This window comes from Sphingobium sp. MI1205, assembly GCF_001563285.1.
Classification (GTDB): Bacteria; Pseudomonadota; Alphaproteobacteria; order Sphingomonadales; family Sphingomonadaceae; genus Sphingobium.
Window position 1 is genome coordinate 1,506,108 of record NZ_CP005188.1, and the last position, 24,533, is coordinate 1,530,640.

At 61.1% G+C, this 24,533-nt stretch carries 22 protein-coding genes, 4 tRNA genes and 1 other RNA gene; 15 read left to right on the plus strand and 12 right to left on the minus strand.

The annotated features are described in order from the left end of the window. The first annotated feature begins 20 nt into the window (after positions 1 to 20). The 7 genes from ffs (at position 21) to hisI (ending at position 5,841) form a co-directional block, all read left to right on the plus strand. An RNA gene (gene ffs, locus K663_RS07225) (signal recognition particle sRNA small type) lies at positions 21 to 118 on the plus strand. Positions 119 to 169: 51 nt separating this feature from the next. Beyond that, complete coding sequence (locus tag K663_RS07230; RefSeq protein WP_062115955.1) at positions 170 to 1,777, plus strand: DNA polymerase III subunit gamma/tau; 1,608 nt, start codon at positions 170 to 172, stop codon at positions 1,775 to 1,777. Then, entirely contained in the window at positions 1,774 to 2,097 is a 324-nt protein-coding gene (locus K663_RS07235) for a YbaB/EbfC family nucleoid-associated protein (protein ID WP_062120535.1), read from the plus strand. The genes K663_RS07230 and K663_RS07235 overlap by 4 nt, the downstream gene beginning before the upstream one ends. A 131-nt stretch (positions 2,098 to 2,228) precedes the next feature. Continuing rightward, positions 2,229 to 4,625, plus strand: a complete 2,397-nt coding sequence (gene lon / locus K663_RS07240) for an endopeptidase La (protein ID WP_062115958.1) — start codon at positions 2,229 to 2,231, stop codon at positions 4,623 to 4,625. 180 nt (positions 4,626 to 4,805) lie between these two features. Continuing rightward, positions 4,806 to 5,078 carry an HU family DNA-binding protein gene (locus K663_RS07245; RefSeq protein WP_037463015.1) on the plus strand — a complete coding sequence of 91 codons (273 nt, stop codon included), beginning with the start codon at positions 4,806 to 4,808 and terminating at the stop codon, positions 5,076 to 5,078. Positions 5,079 to 5,328: 250 nt separating this feature from the next. Next, positions 5,329 to 5,405 (plus strand) — tRNA-His (locus tag K663_RS07250). A gap of 64 nt (positions 5,406 to 5,469) precedes the next feature. After that, positions 5,470 to 5,841, plus strand: a complete 372-nt coding sequence (hisI, locus tag K663_RS07255; protein WP_062115961.1) for a phosphoribosyl-AMP cyclohydrolase — start codon at positions 5,470 to 5,472, stop codon at positions 5,839 to 5,841. Between the two features lie 82 nt (positions 5,842 to 5,923). Here the strand turns inward: hisI and K663_RS25230 are convergent, their stop codons facing one another. The 3 genes from K663_RS25230 to K663_RS07270 all read right to left on the minus strand — a co-directional run bounded on the left by K663_RS25230 (position 5,924) and on the right by K663_RS07270 (position 9,346). Further along, positions 5,924 to 6,193, minus strand: coding sequence for a hypothetical protein (locus K663_RS25230; protein ID WP_158511162.1), 270 nt, complete (start codon positions 6,191 to 6,193; stop codon positions 5,924 to 5,926). A 177-nt stretch (positions 6,194 to 6,370) separates the two neighbouring features. Beyond that, a complete protein-coding gene (locus tag K663_RS07265; protein ID WP_062115966.1) occupies positions 6,371 to 7,048 on the minus strand; it encodes a L,D-transpeptidase family protein in 678 nt (225 codons plus the stop codon). 30 nt (positions 7,049 to 7,078) lie between these two features. Next, on the minus strand, positions 7,079 to 9,346 hold the full coding sequence (locus K663_RS07270; protein ID WP_062115969.1) for an NADP-dependent malic enzyme: 2,268 nt from the start codon (positions 9,344 to 9,346) through the stop codon (positions 7,079 to 7,081). A gap of 163 nt (positions 9,347 to 9,509) precedes the next feature. On the opposite strand from K663_RS07270, the gene alaS reads away from it, so the two are divergent. Together alaS and K663_RS07280 are read left to right on the plus strand one after the other, a co-directional pair. Continuing rightward, positions 9,510 to 12,164, plus strand: coding sequence for an alanine--tRNA ligase (alaS, locus tag K663_RS07275; RefSeq protein WP_062115972.1), 2,655 nt, complete (start codon positions 9,510 to 9,512; stop codon positions 12,162 to 12,164). Between the two features lie 62 nt (positions 12,165 to 12,226). Further along, the gene (locus tag K663_RS07280) at positions 12,227 to 12,703 is read left to right on the plus strand and encodes a hypothetical protein (RefSeq protein ID WP_145902248.1); all 477 of its coding nucleotides are present in this window, start codon (positions 12,227 to 12,229) and stop codon (positions 12,701 to 12,703) included. Between the two features lie 3 nt (positions 12,704 to 12,706). On the opposite strand, the gene K663_RS07285 is transcribed toward K663_RS07280, so the two are convergent. From K663_RS07285 to aroA, 7 genes are all read right to left on the minus strand, one after another. Beyond that, positions 12,707 to 14,491 (minus strand): cation:proton antiporter domain-containing protein, encoded by a 1,785-nt coding sequence (locus tag K663_RS07285; RefSeq protein WP_062115978.1) that lies wholly within the window; start codon positions 14,489 to 14,491, stop codon positions 12,707 to 12,709. Positions 14,492 to 14,564: 73 nt separating this feature from the next. Then, positions 14,565 to 14,650: transfer RNA gene (locus tag K663_RS07290), tRNA-Leu, on the minus strand. Between the two features lie 51 nt (positions 14,651 to 14,701). Continuing rightward, positions 14,702 to 14,989 carry an integration host factor subunit beta gene (locus K663_RS07295; RefSeq protein ID WP_062115982.1) on the minus strand — a complete coding sequence of 96 codons (288 nt, stop codon included), beginning with the start codon at positions 14,987 to 14,989 and terminating at the stop codon, positions 14,702 to 14,704. A 164-nt stretch (positions 14,990 to 15,153) separates the two neighbouring features. Then, positions 15,154 to 16,866, minus strand: coding sequence for a 30S ribosomal protein S1 (gene rpsA, locus K663_RS07300; protein ID WP_062115985.1), 1,713 nt, complete (start codon positions 16,864 to 16,866; stop codon positions 15,154 to 15,156). 171 nt (positions 16,867 to 17,037) lie between these two features. Then, positions 17,038 to 17,673 (minus strand): (d)CMP kinase, encoded by a 636-nt coding sequence (cmk, locus tag K663_RS07305; RefSeq protein ID WP_062115988.1) that lies wholly within the window; start codon positions 17,671 to 17,673, stop codon positions 17,038 to 17,040. Beyond that, the gene (locus K663_RS07310) at positions 17,670 to 17,921 is read right to left on the minus strand and encodes a CBU_0592 family membrane protein (RefSeq protein WP_062115992.1); all 252 of its coding nucleotides are present in this window, start codon (positions 17,919 to 17,921) and stop codon (positions 17,670 to 17,672) included. The genes cmk and K663_RS07310 overlap by 4 nt, the downstream gene beginning before the upstream one ends. Beyond that, entirely contained in the window at positions 17,918 to 19,258 is a 1,341-nt protein-coding gene (gene aroA / locus K663_RS07315; RefSeq protein ID WP_062115994.1) for a 3-phosphoshikimate 1-carboxyvinyltransferase, read from the minus strand. The genes K663_RS07310 and aroA overlap by 4 nt, the downstream gene beginning before the upstream one ends. A gap of 150 nt (positions 19,259 to 19,408) precedes the next feature. Here aroA and K663_RS07320 point away from each other — a divergent pair, with 150 nt between their 5' ends. From K663_RS07320 to K663_RS07335, 4 genes are all read left to right on the plus strand, one after another. Then, positions 19,409 to 19,744: a TIGR02300 family protein gene (locus tag K663_RS07320; RefSeq protein ID WP_037465650.1), complete on the plus strand. Its 336-nt coding sequence runs from the start codon at positions 19,409 to 19,411 to the stop codon at positions 19,742 to 19,744. Positions 19,745 to 19,833: 89 nt separating this feature from the next. Next, positions 19,834 to 19,909: transfer RNA gene (locus tag K663_RS07325), tRNA-Ala, on the plus strand. Positions 19,910 to 20,101: 192 nt separating this feature from the next. Next, positions 20,102 to 20,177 (plus strand) — tRNA-Ala (locus tag K663_RS07330). 246 nt (positions 20,178 to 20,423) lie between these two features. Beyond that, entirely contained in the window at positions 20,424 to 20,678 is a 255-nt protein-coding gene (locus tag K663_RS07335) for a hypothetical protein (RefSeq protein ID WP_062115997.1), read from the plus strand. Positions 20,679 to 20,692: 14 nt separating this feature from the next. Here the strand turns inward: K663_RS07335 and K663_RS07340 are convergent, their stop codons facing one another. Further along, a complete protein-coding gene (locus K663_RS07340; protein WP_062116000.1) occupies positions 20,693 to 22,969 on the minus strand; it encodes an ATP-dependent helicase in 2,277 nt (758 codons plus the stop codon). Between the two features lie 102 nt (positions 22,970 to 23,071). Here K663_RS07340 and K663_RS07345 point away from each other — a divergent pair, with 102 nt between their 5' ends. Both K663_RS07345 and K663_RS23245 read left to right on the plus strand, forming a co-directional pair. Then, complete coding sequence (locus tag K663_RS07345; protein ID WP_062116003.1) at positions 23,072 to 23,467, plus strand: GFA family protein; 396 nt, start codon at positions 23,072 to 23,074, stop codon at positions 23,465 to 23,467. Between the two features lie 130 nt (positions 23,468 to 23,597). Next, positions 23,598 to 24,068 carry a Fe-S oxidoreductase gene (locus K663_RS23245; RefSeq protein WP_083535849.1) on the plus strand — a complete coding sequence of 157 codons (471 nt, stop codon included), beginning with the start codon at positions 23,598 to 23,600 and terminating at the stop codon, positions 24,066 to 24,068. Here K663_RS23245 and K663_RS07350 read toward each other — a convergent pair. Continuing rightward, positions 24,065 to 24,517 carry an RrF2 family transcriptional regulator gene (locus K663_RS07350; protein WP_062116006.1) on the minus strand — a complete coding sequence of 151 codons (453 nt, stop codon included), beginning with the start codon at positions 24,515 to 24,517 and terminating at the stop codon, positions 24,065 to 24,067. The genes K663_RS23245 and K663_RS07350 overlap by 4 nt on opposite strands. Positions 24,518 to 24,533: the final 16 nt, after the last annotated feature.

A 24,533-nucleotide genomic window follows, 5' to 3' on the forward strand; every position in this document is an offset into this window, starting at 1 on the left:
AGCCTTTCGCCATATGCCGCGCCGGGAGTCGGGCGGACGTGGTCGTCGCCAACCTGGTCAGGTCCTGACGGAAGCAGCCACAACGATTTCGCCGCGGGTCGTTCCGGCTCCCACCCTTATTCGGCTTTCCGGCTTCGACAGCCGCTCCTCAAGCCGCTAGATTGTTTCCATGTCCGATTCACCTCAACCCTATCGCGTTCTCGCGCGCAAATACCGGCCGCGCAATTTTCGCGAATTGATCGGGCAGGACGCCATGGTCCAGACGCTTGGCAACGCCATTCGGCGCGGCAGACTGGCGCATGCTTTCCTGATGACCGGGGTGCGCGGGGTCGGCAAGACATCCACCGCCCGCCTGATCGCAAAGGCTTTGAACTGCATCGGCGAGGATGGCCAGGGTGGCCCCACCATTGATCCTTGCGGTATTTGCGAACCGTGCCGTGCGATCGCGGAAGGCCGCCATATCGACGTTGTGGAAATGGACGCCGCCAGCCACACCGGCGTCGACGATGTCCGGGAGATCATCGAGGCGGTGCGCTATGCGGCCGTGTCCGCCCGTTACAAGATCTACATCATCGATGAAGTGCACATGCTGTCGAAGAATGCGTTCAACGCGCTTCTCAAGACACTGGAAGAGCCGCCAGCGCATGTGAAATTCCTGTTTGCCACGACCGAGGTGAACAAGGTGCCGGTAACGGTGCTTTCCCGCTGCCAGCGCTTCGATCTTCGCCGTATTCCCGCCGAACTGCTGGCGGCCCATTTCGCCCATGTCGTCGATGCCGAGCAAGTGGCGGCCGAAGAGGACGCTCTGGCGCTGATCGCGCAGGCGGCCGAAGGATCGGCCCGTGACGGGCTCTCCATCCTCGATCAGGCCATCGCCCATGCGGAAATGGGCGAGGGGGCTCCGATGGTCACCGCCGCCCAGGTACGGGAAATGCTGGGCCTGTCGGACCGGGGCGCTGTTCGTCGCCTGCTGGGCCTGTTGCTGGAGGGCGATACGGCGGCGCTGTTGGGCGCGGTTCGTGAGCAATATGCGCTGGGCGTCGAACCGCTGGCGCTGATGCGCGGCTTGCTGGAGCTGGTTCACGCGGTAACCCTGGTGAAGGCTGGGCGCGACATCGCTAATCCGGGGCAGTCGGCCGAGGAGCGTGAGGCGCTGGCTGAATGGGCTTCCGAAATGGGTTTCGCGCCGCTTCATCGCCTGTGGCAACTACTGCTCAAGGGGCATGAGGAAGTGGCGAGCGCCGCTTTCCCCATTGAAGCCTGCGAGATGGCGCTGCTGAGGGTCATGCACGCGGCGTCCATGCCGGATCCCGGCGAGATTGCGCGACTGCTGCGCCAAGGTGGCTCTGATGCGATCCCCAGCAAAACGACGACGCCGACATCGTCTTCCTCCGGCACTACATCGCTTCCCAAGGATGTGAAGGCCGTGGTCGACCTTTTATGGGAACAAAAAAAGGGTCGGCTCGCTGACTTCCTGCATGACTGCGTGCGAGTCGTCCGTTTCGATCCGCCCGAAATTGAATTGCAGTTTACACAGGATTGGAGCGAGGGCGACTTCTGCCGAACCCTGGGCATGGAGTTGCAGAAGGCGACGGGCTCTACCTGGCAGGTCAGGCGTAGCGAAGGGAGCGCCGCGCCCACTTTGCTAGAGCAGCAGCAGGAAAGCCAGGCGCGCGAACGCGCCGAGATATTCGATACCCCGGTGGTGAAGGCCGTGCTTGCGGCTTTTCCCGAAGCCGATCTCGATCGGACCGAACCATGGAGCGCAGAGCGATGAAAGATTTGAACGAGATATTGAACATGGCCAGCAAGGTGCAGGAGGAACTGCAGCGGGCGCAGGATAATCTCGACAAGATCGAAATTGAGGGCGCTGCTGGCGGCGGCCTGGTCAGGGTTCGGGCCTCGGCCAAGGGTCGGATCGTAAGCGTGTCGATCGACGACAGCCTGCTGGTTCCATCGGAAAAGCAGATGCTGGAAGATCTCGTCGCCGCCGCCTTTAACGATGCACGCAAGAAGGCGGACGAAGCAAGTTCGGAAGAAATGTCGAAGATGACCAGCGGTCTTTCCCTGCCGCCCGGTTTTAAGCTGCCCTTCTGATCGTCGGTGGCGATAACGGGTCGTTCATCCCCGCTTTATTAGGATGACGCGATTGAATGACGTGATGATTGTCCCCATAAAGCGATGAACCGCACGGCTAAGCCAAGATGGGGCGGCCTCCCGGAGATTGAATGACTACGCAATATCCTCTTCTTCCGTTGCGCGACATCGTGGTGTTTCCGCAGATGATCGTCCCCCTTTTCGTCGGCCGCGACAAGAGCGTTGCTGCGCTGGAATCCGCGATGGAAGGGGACAAGGAAATCTTTTTGGTGTCGCAGCTTGATCCGGCTGAAGACGATCCGGCCCGAGACTCGCTGTATGATACTGGCGTAATCGCAATCGTGCTGCAGCTTTTGAAGCTGCCCGACGGGACGGTTCGCGTGCTGGTGGAAGGCAAGCACCGGGCGCAGCTGCAGTCGATCAGCAGCGCGGACAATCACATGGTTGCTTCGGTCGATCCGATCGATGAAATCGTGGCGGAAGGCCCGGAAGCGGCGGCGCTCATGCGATCTGTGGCCGAGCAGTTCGAGAATTATGCCAAGCTCAACAAGAAGCTGCCCGCCGAAACGCCGGTACAACTGCGCGAGATTGAGGATGCCGGTCGGTTAGCCGATGCCGTCGCGGCCAACATCAATGTGAAGGTCGCAGACAAGCAATCGCTGCTGGTCGAGGCCGACCCCGTGAAGCGCCTGGAGATGGTTTTCGCCTTCATGGAGGGCGAGCTGGGCGTGCTTCAGGTCGAAAAGAAGATCCGTGGTCGCGTGAAGCGCCAGATGGAAAAGACCCAGCGGGAATATTATCTCAATGAGCAGTTGAAGGCCATTCAGCGCGAACTGGGCAACAGCGACGGTGAGGAAGGCGATGAGCTGGCCGAATTGGCCGAGAAGATCGCCAAGACCAAGCTGAGCAAGGAGGCCCGCGCCAAGGCTAATGCCGAGTTCAAGAAGCTAAAAGGCATGCAGCCGATGTCGGCTGAGGCCACGGTGGTCCGCAACTATCTCGATGTGCTTCTGGGCCTGCCCTGGGGCAAGCGAGGCAAGGTCAAGAACGATTTGGTGCGTGCGCAGGCGATCCTGGATGAGGATCATTTTGCGCTTGAGAAGGTCAAGGACCGGATCGTGGAGTATCTCGCGGTTCAGGCGCGCACCAACAAGCTCAAGGGGCCGATCCTGTGCCTTGTTGGGCCTCCGGGCGTTGGCAAGACATCGCTGGGCCGTTCGATCGCCAAGGCTACGGGCCGTGAATTCGTGCGCCAGTCGCTAGGCGGCGTTCGCGATGAAGCGGAGATTCGGGGGCATCGTCGCACCTATATCGGTTCGCTGCCCGGCAAGATCGTCACCAACCTCAAGAAGGCGGGAACAATGAACCCGCTCTTCCTGCTCGATGAGATCGACAAGCTGGGTCAGGACTTCCGCGGTGATCCGGCCTCGGCATTGCTGGAGGTGCTGGACCCTGAACAGAACAGCAAGTTCCAGGACCATTATCTGGAGATCGACGTCGATCTTTCAGACGTGATGTTCGTCACCACGGCGAACTCCCTGAACCTTCCACAACCGTTGCTGGATCGCATGGAGATCATCCGGCTTGAAGGCTATACCGAGGACGAGAAGGTTGAAATCGCCCAGCGCCACCTGCTGCCCAAGCAGATCGACGCTCACGGCCTGAAGGAAGGCGAACTGGACGTCACGGAAGCCGCTGTCCGCGATCTGATCCGCCATTATACGCGCGAGGCGGGCGTGCGTACGCTGGAGCGCGAACTGGCGCGCCTGGCGCGCAAGGCGCTGCGGAAAATCCTGGAAGGGGCCTACGAAAAGGTCACGATTACGCCTGAAAATCTGTCCGATTATGCTGGAGTCCGGAAATTCCGGCATGGCGTTGGTGAAGAGGAAAACCAGATCGGCGCCGTCACCGGACTTGCATGGACGGAGGTCGGTGGTGAGCTGCTGACGATCGAAGCTGTGACCGTACCCGGAAAGGGGGCGATACGGACCACCGGCAAGCTTGGCGAAGTGATGACCGAATCGGTGCAGGCGGCCTTTTCCTATGTGAAGGCGCGTTCGCCAGGTTACGGCATCAAGCCAAGCATTTTCACGCGCAAGGACATCCACATCCACCTTCCCGAAGGCGCAGTGCCCAAGGATGGCCCGTCCGCTGGCATTGGCATGGTCACGACCATCGTGTCGACGCTGACCGGCATCCCCGTCCACAAGGATGTGGCGATGACTGGTGAGGTGACGTTGCGAGGCCGGGTGCTGCCGATTGGCGGCCTGAAGGAGAAGTTGCTTGCGGCCCTGCGTGGCGGCATCAAAACGGTGTTGATCCCGGCGGAAAATGAGAAGGATCTGGCGGAAATACCCGCCAATATCCTCGAGGGCCTGGAAATTGTGCCGGTTTCCCACGTGGACGAGGTGCTTGCCAGGGCGCTTGTTTCTCTTCCCGAAGCGATTGCCTGGACCGAAGAGGACGACCTTGCCGCCCAGCCTAGCCCCGGACAGGGAAGGGATGGGGACGCGACGCTGCGCCACTGACAGGGGATCTGGCGGCGATTAACGCCATTTGCGGTGACGTGGTCCCATATCGGGAAAATCTCATCGATAGCGGCGGCTTCGTCGCTTTCCCTTTGACAGTCGTCTGAAGCTACGCCTTATTGCGCCGCCTATACCGCGATTCCTTAGGTATTCACAGAGCTAGAAGGGGGTTCCAAAGGTATGAACAAGCAGGATTTGATCAGTGCTGTTGCTGAAAGCAGCGGCCTTAGCAAGAGCGACGCCAGCAAGGCCGTTGAAGGTGTGTTTGATGCGATTTCCGCATCGCTGAAGAAGGGCGATGAAGTCCGCCTGGTTGGCTTTGGCACTTTCTCGGTCTCCCAGCGCAAGGCGTCTACCGGCCGCAATCCGCGTACGGGCGAAACGATGACGATCAAGGCTTCCACTCAGCCAAAGTTCAAGGCGGGCAAGGGCCTCAAGGATTCAGTGAACTAAAAGAGGCGTTGCGCCAGTTTGGCGCGATGACCCATAATGATCGCCAAAAAATGGTGATCAGATAATTTTAGGAGAGTAGTGCGACGGTAGGGCAGTGCCCGGCCGCTGCAGCATGTCGAAACGGAAAGAAGGGCGTGGACGAAGGGTCTGCGCCCTTTTTGTTTTTCGGCCGGGGCACGAAATTGTCGGCTTGACGACTTTCAAATGGCCGCATATGTGCCGCTTCTCTCCTGGGCCAAGCGGCCCTGTGGCGATCGTAGCTCAGTTGGTTAGAGCGCCGGTTTGTGGTACCGGAGGTCGCGGGTTCGGATCCCGTCGATCGCCCCATTATTTGCATTTTTCGGGTCCGTTCGGGGTTCGCAGGAGCCTCCGGCCCTTCTATAAGCCCGGCATGAATGACGCACGCGACAGGGGGCTGACCCTCAATCCCAAATATGACCGTGACGGACTGATCACGGCCGTCGTCACCGATGTTGAAAGCGGCGATGTGCTGATGGTCGCCCATATGAATGAAGAAGCGCTGGGGCTGACACTCCAGACAGGCTTTGCCCATTTCTGGTCGCGTAGCCGACAGTCGCTTTGGAAAAAGGGCGAGACGTCGGGCCATATGCTTCAGGTCCGCGATATTCGGATCGATTGCGACCAGGACGCCGTATGGGTGAAGGCTGTGCCCGCGGGCCCCACATGCCACACAGGCGCGCGGTCATGCTTTTTTCGCCGCATCCGGCCGGAGGGACTGACTGCTGTCGATGCGGGGGAATAGTGCGTTTGTATTGCTGCTGCTGCTTCCGACCGGATGTCAGGACGATGGCGGCCGCTCCTCAGCATCGTCCCGCGATATGCCCTCAGCGACCGGCCTGGAGCGCGCGGCGATCGAAAGCGGCGTGATTGCGGATACGGCCAAGATATCGCCCGTTGGCCTTTTCCAGCGCAGGCATGAGGCAGGCCACGACAGCTTCTGTGTAATCCCCGGACGCGCCGGCGATTTTCGCTTCGGCATTGAGGCCATTTTCGGGAAAGGGCAGCGCTGCCGAGGGAATGGAACCGCAAGACAGGCGGGTGACAAGCTGATCCTGAACTTCAAAGATGCAGGCGGTTGCATCATCATTGGCCAATATGACGGTGATCAGCTTTCCCTGCCCGGCGTGCTTGACGTAAAATGCGCTGACCTGTGCAATGGGCGCGGGTCATTGGAAGGTGTCAGCTTTCCCCGCTTTGGAAGTGATGCCAGAAGCGCCTTGAGGGCACAGGATCGTGGCGGGGGGCCGCTCTGCACCCTGGATTGAAATAGGTCATCCGTTGCTGCGAGCGTCGCTTATATCAAGCATCTTGCCGTTCGTGATGATGACCAGGTCGCCAAGTTTCACGGCGCCAAACAGATTCCGGGCGAAGGCCGTGGGCACTCCAATACAGCCATGGGTCGCGTTGCCCCATTTCACGTCGCTGCCATGGATGGCGACGCCGTCATTCGTCAGCCTCAACATATAGGGCATGGGTGCGTCATATAGGTTCGATACATGATCGGCGTCCTTCTGCGTGATCGGGAAGGCGCCCACCGGACTCGGTTTGTCATTGGCCCCGTACAAGATCACAGCCGCGCCGATTTCATGGCCAGCGCGAAAAGCGGACAATGTTTGCGCCTTCAGGTCCACCGTGATGATCACCGGGCCTGCCGCAGGAGCACGGCTCTCATCCCAGACATAATCGCCATGACGAAAGGGTTGAGGGACCGGCAGAACGCTCTTCACCACCAGTGCATGGGGGTCGATAGCCATCGGCTGCGTGCGGCTGCGCTCCACCGGAGGATTTGACGTCGTCGGCCTGGCCGGCGCAGCCTCTGCGGAGTCCGGGCGCAGATCGCGCCCTCGGTCGAGATGGCTGCTCACCAGCAAGGCGACCGCGCCGAGCGCGCCGCCAATGAGGAGCTTGGGACCCGCCGCCTTGGCCACGCCTTTGATCAATCGCGTCATGGCTGCCCTGTTGGACGAAAAAGGTTAAGGTCAGCCTTCGCGATCGACTTCGGCGGCAGCAATTGCGGTGAGATTCAGAATGCCGCGCGCGGTGACGCCGGGTGTCAGCACGTGGATGGGTTGCGCCAGACCCATCAGCATTGGCCCAACCGTGGGCGAGCTGGACGACGCCGCCAGGGCCGTCAAAGCGATATTGGCCGAATCCAGATTGGGCATGATCAGAAGATTGGCGGGCCCTTCAAACCGGGAATCAGGCACAAGCTTTTCGCGCAGCGACTGGCTCAGCGCCGCATCGGCGTGCATTTCGCCATCGATCAGCAGGTCAGGCGCCTGCTTCCTGGCGAGTTGCAGCGCTGTCCGCATCTTTCGGGCACTGGGGCTGTGTGATGCGCCGAAATTCGAGTGTGACAGCAGGGCTACGCGCGGCGTCAATCCGAAATGCCGAAGTTCGGTCGCTCCGGCGATAGCCATTTCCGCAACCTGTTCAGGCGTCGGGTCCGGCACCATATGAGTGTCCGCGATGAAAAGCGCGCCAGCGTCCAGGATGAGACCCGACAGGGCATAGACGCGGCTGTGTCCCGGCCGGCGGTCTGTGATCCGCAGGACATGTTCGACCTGGCCCCAATATTCGCTGTTGCCGCCGACGAGCGCGGCATCGACCCGCCGCGTGCGCAGCAGCATGGCAGCGGTGACCGTGGGCCGCCGATAGACATGGCGGAGCAGTTCAGCGGTTGGGACGCCTTTGCGCGCCGCGATGGCCCGATAGGCTTCGACCAGTTCGCCCATCAGCTCATGATCCGTCTCTGGATCGACGACCTCGACATCGCGGTCCAGTTCGAAGCGCAGGCCAAGGCTTGGCAGCTTGTCCTTGAGGATCCGTCGCCGGGCGACGACCACCGGGCGTACGATACCTTCATCGAGACCGTCCTGGATGGCGCGAAGCACGCGCTCATCCTCTCCTTCGCCATATGCGATCCGACGGCATGTTCCCCGCGCTGCCTCAAACACCGGAAGCATGAGCTGGCCCGAACGCGTGTTTTGCTGCGCGAGCGATCGGCGATAGGCGTCGATGTCCAGGGAACGCTTGGCCACGCCGCTATCCATCGCCGCTTTCGCCACCGCTGGGGCTATCTCTGCAATCAGTCGGGGGTCGAAAGGCGTGGGAATGATATAGTCAGGGCCAAACACCAATTTGCGGCCACCATAGGCCTGCGCGACGCTGTCATGGGCTGGCAAGCGGGCGAGCGCTGCGATTGCCTCCGCAGCGGCGGCCTTCATGGCTTCGTTGATTTCCGTTGCGCGGGCGTCCAGCGCGCCCCGGAAGATGTACGGGAAACACAGGACGTTGTTGACCTGGTTCGGGTAGTCGGACCGCCCCGTGGCGACGATCGCGTCGGGACGCGCTTCCCGCACCACTTCGGGCCGAATTTCGGGTTCAGGGTTGGCGAGCGCGAATATCAGGGGATTGGGCGCCAGCAAAGGCAGCCATTCCGGCTTCAACACGCCGGGTGCCGACAACCCAAGGAAGATGTTCGCCCCAGGCAGCACCTCCGGCAGGGTCCGCGCGTTCGTGTCCCGCGCATAGCGGGCCATATTGGGCAACATGCCCTCGCGCCCGGAATGAATGACGCCATCCTTGTCGGTAAGCGTGACCTGTTCGACCGGAAGCCCCATGGATACGAGCAGATCGACGCAGGCCAGCGCGGCTGCTCCCGCGCCGGACGTTACAAGTCGGGCTTCGGCGAGAGTTTTCCCTTGCAGCACGAGCGCGTTGCGCACTGCCGCTGCGACGACGATCGCGGTCCCATGCTGGTCGTCGTGGAAAACGGGGATGTTCATCCGCTTTTTGAGTTCGGCCTCTATGGCGAAACATTCCGGCGCCTTGATGTCTTCAAGGTTTATGCCGCCGAAGGTCGGTTCCAGAAGCGCAACGGCGTCGATGAATTTTTGCGGGTCGGTCGTATCGACCTCAATATCGAAGACGTCGATGTCGGCGAATTTCTTGAAAAGAACCGCCTTGCCCTCCATCACCGGCTTGGAGGCAAGCGCGCCGATCGATCCAAGGCCCAGCACCGCCGTGCCGTTCGATATGACCGCGACCAGGTTGCCGCGCGCAGTATATTCCATCGCCTTGTCGGGATCATCCGCGATTTCAAGACAGGGCGCGGCTACGCCCGGCGAGTAGGCCAGCGCCAGATCGCGTTGGTTGACCATTCGCTTGGTCGGTTCGATCCGCAGCTTCCCAGGCTGGGGAAAGCGATGATAATCCAAGGCTGCGCGGCGGGTATTGTCGTCCATAGCGCGGCCTTAGAATTGATTTGGGATAGGAGCAATGCCGCAAGGCTGCGGAGCGGCGGCATTTCATGCCAGATGCGCCGCCGATCCGATTAGATAACCCAATTGACCGTCGCGACGAAAAGCCCCGCTTGTGCGCCGGAGCGCTTCCAACTAAATCGCCCCCATGACTTCGACCAATGACATTCGCCGCTCCTTCCTCGACTATTTCGGGGCCAACGGCCACACCATCGTCCCATCAGCCCCGCTGGTGCCGCATAACGATCCGACGCTGATGTTCGTCAATGCGGGCATGGTGCCGTTCAAGAATGTCTTTACCGGATTGGAATCGCGGCCTTATTCCACTGCCACGAGCAGCCAGAAGTCGGTGCGCGCCGGGGGCAAGCATAACGATCTCGACAATGTCGGCTATACAGCGCGCCACCACACATTCTTTGAAATGCTGGGCAATTTCAGCTTCGGCGACTATTTCAAGGAACAGGCGATCACCCATGCCTGGACGCTGCTGACGAAGGAATGGGGCATTCCGGCGGAAAAGCTGACCGCCACCGTCTACCACACTGATGACGAAGCCTTCGACCTGTGGAAGAAGGTTGCCGGGCTGCCCGATCACAAGATCATTCGCATCCCGACGAAGGATAATTTCTGGGCGATGGGCGACAGCGGCCCTTGCGGTCCCTGCTCTGAAATCTTCTACGACCATGGCGACCATATCTGGGGTGGTCCTCCGGGAAGCCCTGAGGAAGACGGCGATCGGTTCGTGGAAATCTGGAACCTCGTCTTCATGCAGTATGAGCAGGAAGCGAATGAGATCGTTGGCGAACTGCCCAAGCCCAGCATCGACACTGGCATGGGGCTGGAGCGCATCGCGGCCGTGTTGCAGGGCGTACACGACAATTACGATACGGACACGTTCAAGGCGCTGATCGAGGAATCGGGCGCGCTGACCCGGACGGCCACGGATGGCGAGTTCAAGGCCAGCCATCGCGTCATCGCTGATCACCTGCGTTCGACCAGCTTCCTCATCGCGGATGGCGTGCTGCCCGCGAACGAAGGCCGAGGCTATGTCCTGCGCCGCATCATGCGCCGGGCGATGCGCCACGCACACATCATTGGCGCGAAGGAGCCGTTGATGCACCGTCTGGTCGGCAGCCTGGTCTCCGAAATGGGCGGCGCCTATCAGGAACTGGTCCGCGCCCAGCCGCTGATCGAAGAAACGCTGTTGCGTGAGGAAACCCGTTTCCGCCAGACGCTGGAAAAGGGCCTGAAGCTGCTCGACGAGGCGACGACCGGACTGTCGGACGGCGGCACACTGCCCGGCGAAACCGCGTTCAAGCTGTACGACACCTTTGGTTTTCCATATGACCTGACTGAGGACGCCCTGCGCTCTCGGGGGTTGGGCGTCGATCGCGCAGGTTTCGACGCCGCCATGGCCGAGCAAAAGGCTGCCGCTCGCGCTGCCTGGAAGGGTTCGGGCGAAAAGGCATCGGACGAAATCTGGTTCGACATCGCCGAAACCACCGGCAGCACCGAATTTATCGGCTACAACGGGATAGAGGGCGAGGGCGAAGTCCTTGCCCTGGTCAAGGATGGCGCGCGCATTGAAATCGCCAGCCCCGGCGATGAAGTCGTCATCATTACGAATCAGACGCCCTTTTATGGCGAAAGCGGCGGCCAGATGGGCGATGCCGGAACGATCAGTTCGCAAGGTGGCCTCGTCGCGGATGTGGAAGATACCGCCAAGCCGCTCGGTCGCCTTCACGCGCATAAGGCGAAAATTGGCGCGGGCAGCGTCAAGGTAGGCGATACAGTTCATCTGACGGTGGACGAAGGTCGCCGTGATCGTATCCGCGCCAACCACAGCGCTACCCATTTGCTGCATGCCGCGCTTCGCAATCAGTTGGGCGCACATGTCACGCAAAAGGGAAGTCTGGTTGCACCGGAACGCCTGCGCTTCGACTTTTCGCATCCCGAAGCACTGACCCACAGTCAGATCGCCGCCGTCGAGGCCGATGTTAATGAGCAGATCCGCCACAATGAAGCGGTGACGACGCGGCTGATGACGCCTGACGATGCCATTCAGGCAGGCGCCATGGCGCTGTTCGGCGAGAAATATGGCGATGAAGTCCGCGTCCTTTCCATGGGCAAGGGGGATGCGCACAGCTATTCGGTGGAATTGTGCGGCGGCACGCATGTCCGTGCGACCGGTGATATCGCGCTCTTCAAGATTATCGCGGAAAGCGCCGTTTCTTCGGGCGTTCGTCGCATAGAGGCACTGACGGGTGAAGCGGCCCGGCTCTGGCTTTCAGATCGTGAAGATCGGCTTCGCCAGTCAGCAGCAGCGCTGAAGACGACGCCAGAGGAAGTCCCCGCCCGGATTGCTGCGCTGGTCGAGCAGAGCCGCAAGCTCGAGCGTGAATTGGCTGAAGCGAAGAAGGCACTGGCGCTTGGTGGCGGCGGTTCCGCACAGGCTGCCGGCCCGGAAAAGGTCGGCAACGTCAACTTTATCGGGCAGGTCATTGAAGGACTGGATCCGAAGGAATTGCGCGGCGTCGTCGATCAGAACAAGAGCAGCCTGGGCAGTGGCGTGTCCGCCGTATTGGCAGTCGTCGATGGCCGGGCGAGCATCGCCGTGGGAGTTACCGACGATCTGGTCGCCACGATAAGCGCGGTGGACCTCGTGCGCGCGGGCGTTGAGGCGCTGGGTGGCAAGGGTGGCGGCGGGCGTGCCGACATGGCCCAAGGCGGTGGGCCGGACGGTGAAAAGTCGGCCATGTCCATTGATGCGGTTAAAGCGGCGCTGGCCAAGATTGCCGGATAACCTGTCGTTAAAGGGCATGTTTCAGGCAGTTTTCTTCCAACGGGTATAAGATTGTCATGTTCATGCTGTTGCCCATAATACTTCAGGCTGCATCGCCTCCGCCGCCGCCGGTTCTTCATACGGTGCGGACGCCGCCTAATTTCAATCACGTGGCGGTCGAATCCGAAAAGCTGCCCCCGGTTCCGGTCAAGGTGGCGCTTTACCTGGGGCGGGAAACGCTTTGGTCGGGGACATTGTCCGTCGGATCGACTCCGGCGCGCCTTTCGCTGAATGAGGCCGTCGATGTCGGAAGCGGCTGTCAGGAAACTAGCTATCGTGGAAAATCGCGGAATATCGAGCTGACCCTGAGTCGCCAGCCCCATCGGGACAGGGAGTCCTTTTCGTTGAATGCGCGCTACAGCCGTCCCGCGCAGGACGGGCTTTGTCCCACAGGAAGCCGCCAGGTATCGATCGACCAGCAACTATCCATCGCCACCGACAGCGTGACGATCGAGGGGGATGGCGGTTTCCGGGTCGTTCTGACGCGAGCGGTCCACTGATCGTCAAGGCACCTCGTCGGGCCGCAGCCTGCGCAATTTCGGTGCGGTGTCCATCTGAGCCGCGTCCTTGATACCCATGCGCAGATCCTCTCGGGTCTGGTGAATGGAGGCGATCACGGGCCCCATGGCGATACCGAGGTCGATGAGCGCCGTTTCGGCCAGTTGAAGGGAGCTTTCGAGCGTTTCAGGAACCGCGTCGCTGGCGCCTGCCCTGTATAGCTGAGCTGCGTGATCGGTATCGCGCGCGCGGGCGATGATCGGCAAATCCGGCACCCACCCGCGGACTCGCTTGGTCACGCGGACCGACAGGACCGGGTCGTCCATCGTCAGAATCAGCGCGCGGGCATGGCCCAGGCGAAGTTTATCAAGCATTTCTGCGCGAGACACATCGCCAAAGAGGATCGGATAGCCGTCACGGCGACCCTCTGCGACGACGTCGGGATCGGATTCAACGACCGTAAAGCGTTGATTGTGGACACGCAGCAGATCGCAGACCATGCGGCCGACTCGGCCGAAACCGATCACGACAGCAGCGGCTTCGGTACTTTCCTGCAGGGGTTCTGGCGCATCTTCTCCCAACGCCATTTCGAGCCTTCGCGCGATGTCGTGGCCGATGCGGGCGAGGAGGGGGGTGATGGTGAGGCCAATCGCGGTCACAATTTGCCAGAACGCGGCCGTGGACGGCAAAATGAGGTTCGCTGCCGCGGCGGTCGAAAGCACGATGAGCGTGGTCTCCGACGGGCTGGCCATAAGTACGCCCACCTCAAGGGCAACGCCCTTGCGAGCCCCGGAAAGATAGAGCAACGCCGCCGTGACGACGGTCTTCGCAAGGACAACGCCGAAGACCGCCAGCACGAGGCTGGGCCAGTTCGCCAGGATCACCCGCACATCCAAACTCATGCCCACGGTGATCAGGAACACGCCCAGGGCCAGACCCTTGAAGGGGGCAGTCATAACCTCCACTTCGCCATGATATTCGGTTTCGGCGATCAGCAGGCCGGCAAGCAACGCGCCCACGATTGGCGACAAGCCCGCGAGCGATGTCGCGAGGCTGGAGATGATCACGACGAGCAGGCTGGCCGCGAGAAAAACCTCAGGACTTTTGGTGCGTGCAGCCTGGCTGAAGATATGTGGCAGGAGAATGCGGCCGAGCACCAGCATGACAGCGATTGTGATCCCGCCTTTTAACAGCGTATCAGCAAGTGCGCCCCATGCGCCATCCGGGCTGGACGCTACTGACGGTGCGAGCGCACCGAGCATGAAGATGATGGGAACTAGCGCGAGGTCTTCGAACAGGAGCATCGCGAAAGCCGCGCGCCCCACCGCGCTCTGTGTTCCAACCATGGGCAGCACGACGGCCGTGGACGAAAGCGCAAGCGCCAGGCCAAGGCCGATTGCTCCTGCGAGCGGTTGGCCCAGCCAGTAAAGGCCCAGCGCGATCAGGGCAGCCCCCCCGACCAGTTCGGTCGCACCCACGCCAAAGACCTGCGTTCGCATGACCCATAGGCGGCGGAAGCTAAGTTCCAGACCTATCGAGAACAACAGTAGAATGACGCCGAGTTCAGCGAACGGCTCTATCGCCTCCCTGTTCGAAATGGTGATGTGGTAGAGCCAGGGATATTGTCCGACGAGCGCACCAAGACCCGATGGCCCGACCGCAAGGCCGACAAGGATGAAGCCGATCACAGGGCTGATGCGGAAGCGCGCAAAGCCTGGGATCACCAGACCGGCCGCTCCCAGGATAACCAGGGAATCGCTGAAACTTTGTGGATTGATTGCACCGGCCATGGTTCACCATCGCGGGAAGCGCGCAGAATTTCCAGTCCCGCGCGCAACTCGCTTGTCGATATGTGATGCAACCTGGTGCGGACGGCGGGACTTGAACCCGCATTCCCAGGGGGAGGCGGATTTTAAGTCCGCTGCGTCTACCGATTTCGCCACGTCCGCGTGGCGATCCCCCTGACGTTTCCGAGCGCGCAGGTCAAGACGCGCTGCTATTCAGTGCGCCTTGCTGTTCAGGCGCTCCCGCATTTCCTTGCCTGGTTTGAAATAAGGAACGCGCTTCGCGGACACCGGCACCTGCTCCCCCGTGCGCGGATTGCGTCCTGTGCGCGCATCGCGCGCGCGCGTGGTGAACGCGCCAAAACCGCGCAGTTCCACCCTGCCGCCGTTTGAAAGGCGGTCCACGATCTCCCTGAAGAAGAGATCAACAATCCTTTCGACCTCTTGAAGTCCGAGGTCCGGATTTTCCTCTGCCAGAGTCTGTATCAATTCCGAGCGTATCATTGGTCCTCCAGCTCCCCCTTCTGGTTCCCGCTTAATTTATAGTGAGTTCGTTACCTCATGACAATTATCCAATGTCGGTAGTTATGCTCTCATTTTGGGATAGAAAAAGCCCGCCGGAAGAACTTCCGGCGGGCTCTATTACTTTAGTTAGATCTCGAAGGAGATTAGCCTTCGCTCTTCGCCTTCAAGGCTTCGCCGAGGATGTCGCCCAGCGATGCGCCGCTGTCGGACGAACCATATTGAGCCACGGCCTGCTTTTCTTCGGCGATCTGCATCGCCTTGACGGAGAAGGTCGGCTTCTTGGCACGGTCGAAACCAGTGACCATCGCATCGAACTTCTGGCCGACCTGGAAACGTTCCGGACGCTGTTCGTCGCGGTCACGGCCAAGGTCGCTGCGCTTGATGAAGCCGGCAGCGCCGTCTTCGCCAGCCTGGACTTCCAGGCCGCCGTCGCGGACTTCCAGAACCGTAACGGTCACGATCGAGTTCTTGTTGAGGCCGGCAGCCGCGGCGGCGGTGCCACCAGCGGCCGGGCCGCCACGCTCAAGCTGCTTCATGCCAAGGCTGATGCGCTCCTTCTCGACATCGATGTCGAGAACGACAGCCTGAACCGTCTCGCCTTTGCGGTGCAGAGCCAGCGCGTCTTCGCCCGAAATGCCCCATGCGATGTCCGACATGTGGACCATGCCGTCCACGTCCCCGTCCAGTCCGATGAACAGGCCGAACTCGGTCGCGTTCTTGACTTCGCCCTCGACGGTCGAGCCGATCGGGTGACGTTCGGCAAAGCTGTCCCAGGGATTGTTCTGGGCCTGCTTGAGGCCGAGGCTGATGCGACGCTTCTCGGGATCGACTTCCAGAACCAGGACTTCGACTTCCTGGCTGGTCGAAACGATCTTGCCAGGGTGGACGTTCTTCTTGGTCCAGGACATTTCCGACACGTGGACCAGACCCTCGATGCCTGGCTCCAGTTCGACGAACGCACCATATTCGGTGATGTTCGTGACGCGGCCCGACAGCTTGGCGCCGATCGGGTACTTGGCGGCGGCGCCTTCCCACGGATCGCTTTCCAGTTGCTTCATGCCAAGGCTGATGCGCTGGGTGTCGCGGTTGATGCGGATGATCTGGACACGGACGGTGTCGCCGATGTTGATCATCTCGTTCGGGTGGTTGATCCGCTTGTAGCTGAGGTCGGTGACGTGCAGCAGGCCATCGATGCCGCCCAGATCAACGAACGCACCGTAATCGGTGATGTTCTTGACCACGCCTTCGATGATCTGACCTTCGGCCAGCGTCTGGATGAGGCCGCTGCGCTGTTCGGCGCGGGTTTCTTCCAGAATGGCGCGGCGCGACACGACGATGTTGCCGCGGCGGCGATCCATCTTCAGGATCTGGAACGGCTGCGGAATGTCCATCAACGGGGTTACGTCGCGGACGGGGCGAATATCGACCTGCGAACCGGGCAGGAACGCCACGGCGCCGTCGAGATCGACGGTGAAGCCACCCTTGACACGGCCAAAGATGACGCCTTCGACGCGGGCGTTTTCGGTAAATTCGCTTTCCAGCTTGTCCCAGGCGGCTTCACGGCGCGCGCGGTCGCGCGACAGCATGGCTTCGCCATGGGCATTTTCGACACGGTCGACATAGACTTCGACTTCGTCACCGACCTTCAGTTCGGCCTTCTGACCCGGTGCAGCGAATTCGCGCAGCGGCACGCGGCCTTCCGACTTCAGGCCGACGTCGATCAGCGCCATGTCGTTTTCGATGCCGGTAACGGTGCCCTTTACGACGCGGCCTTCGAAGCCGCCGTCCTCGCCACCGAGAGAATCATTGAGAAGCGCGGCGAAATCGTCGCGCGAGGGGAATGCCGTAGAGGCCATTGTAGTTTCCTTCACACATCATTGCTGGCCTACCGGTTGTATCCGGTGGTCTTTCAGGCCAAACCGCCCGCACGGCCGAATACCGTGCGAACATCCGTTCGGCCGTGACAAAGGACACCCCTTTGGGAAAAGCGAAAAGGGCGCCTGGGCATCCCAAGCGCCGCCACCGCGTCAGGCTCGCCGCCGACGTTCCAACTGGGCGTCCACCAGTGCAATGGCCTGCTGGACGGCGGCGTCTATAGTCAAATTGCTGGTGTCGAGCAAGTCCGCACCGTCTGCCATGCGCAGGGGAGCATGGTCGCGACTCATGTCGCGCGTGTCCCGTGCCTGAATGTCGGCGATCAAACTGTCCATGTCGGGATTGCCGCCATGGGACAGAGCGTCGTCATAGCGGCGCTGGGCGCGGACGTGAACGCTGGCGGTAACGAAGATCTTTGCATCCGCGTCAGGCGCGATGACGGTGGCGATGTCACGGCCGTCCAGTATCGCGCCGCCTGGCTGGGTAGCGAAGTCACGCTGGCGCTTGACCAATGCCTGACGAACGCTTTGGTGGATGGAGACGCGTGAAGCGAGCGAGCCAACGGCTTCGCTGCGCAGCGCCGGATCTGCCAGCACGGCGTCCTTGAACGTGCAAGCCGACAACGCGTCTGCTTCGTGATCGGGGTCTCCCCCGGTCTTCAGGACGGCCAGGCCCACCGCCCGGTAAAGGAGGCCGGTGTCGAGCACAGGGAGTCCGTAATGACGGCCCAGAGCCTTGGCGATCGTGCCCTTGCCCGAAGCGGCGGGGCCATCGACGGCGATTATCATGACGCTTTCCCCTTCCGCAGCGTTTTGGCGAGACCGATGAGCGCAATGAAGGCCCAGACGACTTCCAGCGCCATTGACGCCACGTTGAAATGAACCGTCAGCGAATAGATGAGCAGTAGCGCCCCGACCAGATTCAACAGGTTGAAAAGGATGAAATTCAAGACCTTCGCCATGTTGCTATAGGCATAGGCGATAACCATCAGGCCGCTCCCGATCAGACCAACGATACTGGCGAGGTCTAACGTCATGGAATAGCGCCGAGCGATTGCAGAAGGGCGGTGAAGCCGGGGAAGCTGGTTGCGACCGGACGCATATCGTCGATGGTGACGCCGTTCTTCGATACCAGACCAGCGACAGCGAAGCTCATGGCGATGCGATGATCGAGCTTGGTGGAGATAGGGCCGCCCCCGGGAAGCAGCGCGCCGCCGCTACCTTGGATAACGATGCCGTCCTCCAGTTCTTCGACTTCGACGCCGATCGCGCGCAGGCCTGCCGCCATGGTGGCGATGCGGTCGGATTCCTTGACGCGCAGTTCCTCAAGGCCCCGGAAAATGCTGCGCCCTTCGGCGAATGCGGCGGCGATGAAAGCGACGGGATATTCGTCGATCATTGATGGGGCGCGGGCGGGATCGGGTTCGACGGCCTTGAGCGGAGAGGCGGTAATGACGAGGTCGCCCACTGGTTCGCCGCCCACCTCACGCGGATTGTCGATCAGGATGTCGCCACCCATTTCGCGCAGCAGGTCGATCAGCCCGGCGCGGGTTGCATTGAGGCCGACATTGGCGATTGTCACCTTCGATCCAGGCACCAGCAGGGCGGCGACCATGGGGAAGGCGGCCGACGATGGGTCGCCCGGGACAGTGATCGATTGCGGGCGCAGTTCGGCTTCGCCCATCAGTGTGATGATGCGGGTGCCGTCAGATTCTACCTCTACGTTGAGATCGGCGCCGAAGCCCTTGAGCATGCGTTCGCTATGGTCACGGGTTGGGATAGGTTCGACGACGCGCGTCATGCCGGGTGTGTTGAGGCCAGCGAACAGGATGGCCGACTTTACCTGAGCGGAAGCGACGGGCAGGCGGTAGTCCAGCGGGACAGCAGGGCAGGCTCCGCGCATGGTGAGCGGCAGTCGATCGCCAGGGCTGGTCGTGAAGCTGGCGCCTGTGCGGGAGAGGGGCTCTGTAACCCGCGCCATGGGGCGCTTGCTGAGGGATGCGTCACCCACGAAGGTCGCGGTGATCGCATGACTGGCGACCAGGCCCATCAGCAGGCGCGTAGAGGTGCCGCTATTCCCCATGTCGAGCGCAGACTGCGGTTGCAACAAACCGCCAACGCCGACCCCGCGAATATGCCATATGCCGTCTTCGTTCCGGCTGATCTGCGCGCCCATTGCGCGCATGGCGGCGGCCGTGGCGAGCACATCTTCGCCCTCCAGCAGGCCTTCCACCCGGCTTTCCCCCACCGCAAGCGCCGAGAGCATGAGCGATCGATGCGAAATGCTCTTGTCGCCCGGCACCTTGATGCTTCCCGATAGGGAAGGGGCGCTGGAGAAGGTTATCGGAATGGGTTGATCGGAAGAAGATGTCACGGGGGGGGATCCGTTGTCGGGGAACTGAAAAATTGCGCCCGGCTTTTGACAGCGCGGTTCCGCTATGGCAAGGCGCGCGTCGCTTCGCGGGCGACATAGTCGTGCCGCGTGATTTCTGTTAGAGCACTCGTTAGAAGGACAAGGCCGGACATGGTCAAGGCTGAATGGGGCACGAAGCGTAGCTGCCCAAAATGTGCGACGCGCTTCTATGACCTGGGCAAGGATGACCCGGTAACCTGCATCAACTGCGGAACGGCCTGGGAACCTGAGCCTGTTTTGAAGTCGAAGCAGCCGCTGCCTTATGAGGAAGCGCCCAAGAAGGTCATCGAGACTGCCGACGGCGAACTGGAGACGGCAGACGACGATCTGGACCTGGATCTGGACGTCGATGACGACGGAGATTCGCCGGACAATGACGTCGATCTGGGCGGCGATGACGACCTGGGTGTCGATGCTGGCGGCAACGATGGCGACGACGACAATTAAGTAATTTTCTGCTTGCCAAGGAGGGAGCTGCCACCTAATGGCAGCGACCTCCACGGTGGCCGGACCCAAACGGCGCCGACACTGGAAATGGGGCCTTAGCTCAGCTGGGAGAGCGCCTGCATGGCATGCAGGAGGTCAGCGGTTCGATCCCGCTAGGCTCCACCAGTTTTTCGGATGAGATGATGGCCGAGAGGGCATTTTTCCGAAAAACACCCGAGTTCAAGTGAGGAAGCGGGTCGGGTCTTTAACAGCCCTGCCAGAAGTTCCGAGCATGCGAGGGAAGTCCAGACATATGGCCGACGGTCTTACCGATCATGGCCTGATCCATTGGGATGCGGTATCATGCCGCGCTACGATGGGGCCTTAGCTCAGCTGGGAGAGCGCCTGCATGGCATGCAGGAGGTCAGCGGTTCGATCCCGCTAGGCTCCACCAAGCTCCGCTCGGAAGCCACTGACAACACATCACTCTGGCTTTCACTATGATCCGTCGGTCTAGCGGGCAGCATGTAGCTATCGAAGTTTTCATATAGAGCATCCGGCGCGGTGACCGAATTGATGTCATTGTCGCAGCGAGAGTGACTGCCATCGGCCCTATGCCGATAGGAATAAACCTTCAGAATGAGCGCGACTGGCGGTCAAAGATGCTATCTCCGTTTCCTCAGCCAAAGGGGAAATAGCGATGGCCGAAAAAGCCACCACCGATGACCGACGCCGCTTTCTGCAATCATGCGGGCGCTTTGCCGTGACTGTTCCGCCCGCGATCACGATCATGCTGTCCACATCCCTTTTGTCCGACGCCATTGCCGCATCTTCAGGCGGCGGTGGCGGTGGTGACATTAAGAGGGAAATCGGACCGCGCCGGGTGAAAAAGCCCGATAACGTCCAGACCCTGACGACCCCGATAATCGATACGAATGGACCGGTTGAAAACTGACGCTCAGTGGGCGCTCACGCAGGTTGGACGAAACTGTCCATCACCCGCTTACGTCCCGCGGTTTCAAAGTCGATCTCCAGCTTGTTGCCTTCGATCTCCGCCACGATGCCATAGCCGAATTTCTGGTGGAAGATGCGCAGGCCGACGCTCATGTCATCGCGCCCCTTGTTGCCCAGAGAGACGGCTGAGGCGCGGGCCTCGACGATCCGGACCGGCTCCCGCGTAAACTGGCCACCTTGTTGTGCGCGCTGCCAGCCCGGGCCGCGCCCCGTGCCGCGGTGGACATTGGCGAAGGGGTCCGCGCGCTCCGACCAGTTGGCGCGCCAGAGCGAAGCGCCCCCGGACATGCTGCTTTCTTCCTCGACATGTTCTGGTGGCAATTCGCCAACGAATCTCGATGGGATGGAGCTTGTCCACTGCCCATAAATCCGGCGGTTGGCGGCATGAAGAATGACGCACAGTCTGCGCGCCCGCGTGATTGCGACATAGGCCAGACGGCGTTCTTCCTCGAGGCTGTTGAGGCCGCCTTCGTCAAGGGCACGCTGGGACGGAAAAATGCCCTCTTCCCAACCGGCGAGAAAAACATTGTCGAACTCCAGCCCCTTTGCAGCATGGATGGTCATGATCGTGACCTTGCGCTCCTCGGCCTGAGCGTCATTGTCCATAACCAGCGACACATGTTCCAGGAAAGCGCCGAGCGTTTCATATTCCTCCATGGCGCGGGTCAGTTCATTGAGATTTTCCAGCCGACCCGCGCTTTCGGCGGTGCGCTCCGCTTGAAGCATTGCGGTGTAGCCGCTTTCATCCAGTATCTGGCGGGCCAGTTCCGCATGGGGCAATTGAGCCGCGCGATCGCGCCAGCGGGCAAGGTCGCCGATGAACGCGCCAAGGCTGCGGCGCGCCTGCGGGGTCATTTCGTCTGTGTCGAGGATACGGGCAGCCGCGAGCGCAAGCGGAATACCCTCGGCGCGTGCAAGGCGGTGGAGCTTTTCAACGGCCTTGCCACCCAGTCCTCTTTTGGGGACGTTGACGATCCGCTCGAAAGCAAGGTCGTCTGCAGGTTGGTTGACGAGGCGAAGATAGGCGAGGGCGTCGCGGATCTCGGCGCGCTCATAGAAACGGAATCCGCCAACGATCCGGTAAGGCAGCCCGATCTGGATGAATCGGTCTTCGAACTCGCGTGTCTGGTGCTGTGCCCGGACAAGGATCGCGATCTCTTCCAGGGATTGTCCAGACCGCTGAATGGTCTCTATTTCGTCGCCGACCCGGCGTGCCTCTTCTGGCCCATCCCATACGCCGATGACGCGCACCTTCTCGCCAACGTCGATATCGGTCCAGAGCGTCTTGCCCAGGCGGTTGCCATTTTCGGCGATGACCCCTGAAGCCGCGCCAAGGATGTGCGGAGTCGAACGGTAATTCTGTTCCAAACGGACAATCTTCGCGCCCGGAAAATCCTTTTCAAAGCGCAGGATGTTAGCGACTTCGGCGCCGCGCCAAGAGTAGATGGATTGATCGTCATCGCCTACGCAGCAGATATTCTTGCGCTGTTGAGCGAGCAGGCGGAGCCAGAGATATTGGCTGCTGTTGGTATCCTGATATTCGTCCACCATGACGTAGCGAAAGCGCTGCTGGTAGCTTTCCAACACATCGCGATGACGCTTCAATATGGTCAGGACATGGAGCAGGAGGTCGCCGAAGTCGCAGGCATTTACGTCACGCAGCCGCGCCTGATAGGCGGCATACAGTTTCTGGCCGCGTCCGTTGGCATAGGCTTCGCTTTCTCCCGCACCGATCTCGTCTGGTGTCAGCCCTTTATTCTTCCATTGGTCGATCAGGCCGCCAAGCTGGCGCGCGGGCCAGCGCTTCTCGTCAATCCCTTCGGCCTGGATCAACTGCTTCATCAATCGAAGCTGATCGTCGGTATCGAGGATGGTGAAATTGGATTGCAGTCCAACCAGTTCGGCATGACGGCGTAGCATCTTGGCCGCGATGGCGTGAAAGGTTCCGAGCCATGGCATGCCCTCAACCGCTGGTCCGATCATCCGGCCGACCCGCTCACGCATCTCGCGCGCGGCCTTGTTGGTGAATGTGACGGCGAGCATTTCGGAAGGGTAGGCACGGCGGGTGGCAATAAGATGGGCAAGGCGAGCTGTGAGCGCAGCCGTCTTGCCTGTGCCTGCGCCCGCGAGCACCAGTACCGGGCCTTCGGTCGTCAGCACCGCCTCTCTCTGCGGGGCGTTGAGACCCTTGAGATAGTCGGGATCGTTCGGCGAAGGAGCGGGCAGGGTCATGGTCAACAACTAGGGAGCGGGGAAGGAGGGAGCAAGAGCGATACCCTTGAAGCGCAGCCTCTTCTATGAGAACAAAAGGGGAATCATGCAAGGAGAAAGGCCATGGCGACTGGGCGGTGTCAATGTGGAGCGATCCGTTATGAGGTGCGGGGTGAGCCGGTGTACAGCGTGCTATGCCATTGTTCGGATTGCCGCCGAAGCGCTGGTGCGCCGATGGTGGGATGGGCGCTTTTCTCCGAGGATGACGTCAAGATGACCGGTGAGGCCAAGGCCTACCGATCCTCGCCGAATGCTACCCGGCATTTCTGCGCGACCTGCGGCACAGGGCTATTCTATCGCAATGCCATCAGCTTTCCCGGAATGGTCGATATTCAAACGGCCACCCTGGACGATCAGTCGGTATTTCCTCCCGCAATCCACATCCAGTGGGCGGAGGCGGCACCGTGGATGGGCAGAATGCAAGAACTGCCCCGGCCCGATCGATATCCCGACCAGTAAGGGCATGGGCTGGTCGCTTGGCGGCGGGTACGCAACGGTTCGTCGCCAGTATCGGAACGCCTGCATTACTGGCCCGGTTCTTGCCAAGCCAAAAGGCAGAACGGGGTGAAGAACAGGAAAGGATAACCCGATGAAATCGATCATGCTTGCAGGTGCGGCCATGCTGGCCTTGGGTACAGGCGCTACTGGCATTGCGATCGCTCAGGGTGTGCCGAACAGTGCGGCCCAGCCCCCCGAAACTGGCTCGGTGCCGCCCAATGATCCGGCTGTTCCAGCAACCCCGGCTACGCCTGCAACACCTGGGATGACGGGTGAAGCGGCGACGCCCGCAACTCCTGCGACGCCGGCCACGCCAGCGGATCCCAACGCCGGTCAACCGACGGGCGCTGTGCCGGACGAAACCGGCATGGTTCCTGCTCCGGCGGGCGCTCCCACTGACCCGGCAGCGCCTGTGGGCAGTTCTGCCAATCCCGTCACCGTGGGCGGGAATATGACCCCGCCCCCACCTGCGGCGGCGAAGGATTATCCGTTATGCAGCCGGACTGTGCAGGATAGTTGCATCAATCCGGGAGAAGCGCGACGGGCCAAGAGGGGCCGCTAACAGCCGTCGCTGATTGACGCGGCGGGGCCGGGCAAGGCAGCGATCAGTGCTGCGAGCCCGGCCTTGTCGCGTGCGGCGTCGGCGAGACTATGTTGATCGAGTACGGCAAGGAAAGCATTGGTCGCAGCCCTCAATATGCCTGACAGACCGCAGGCGGGACGAAGGGCGCACCTGCCACAATCGGCCAGGTTCATATCCGTTTCGGTGTGGCGGATCACTTCGCCCAGCATGATCTGTTCGGGCGGGCGAGCGAGGCTGAAGCCGCCGCCCCGCCCGCGCTGGGTTATGATGAAATTACCTTGGCCGAGGTGGTGGACGACCTTCATCAGATGGTTGCGCGATAGCGTATAGGCATCGGCTATGTCGGCGATGGTTGCGCGGCCAGTGGGTGACACCGCGAGGTGAATGAGGACGCGAAGGGCGTAGTCGGTGTGGCGGGTCAATTGCATGGATGAATGCGTTAGA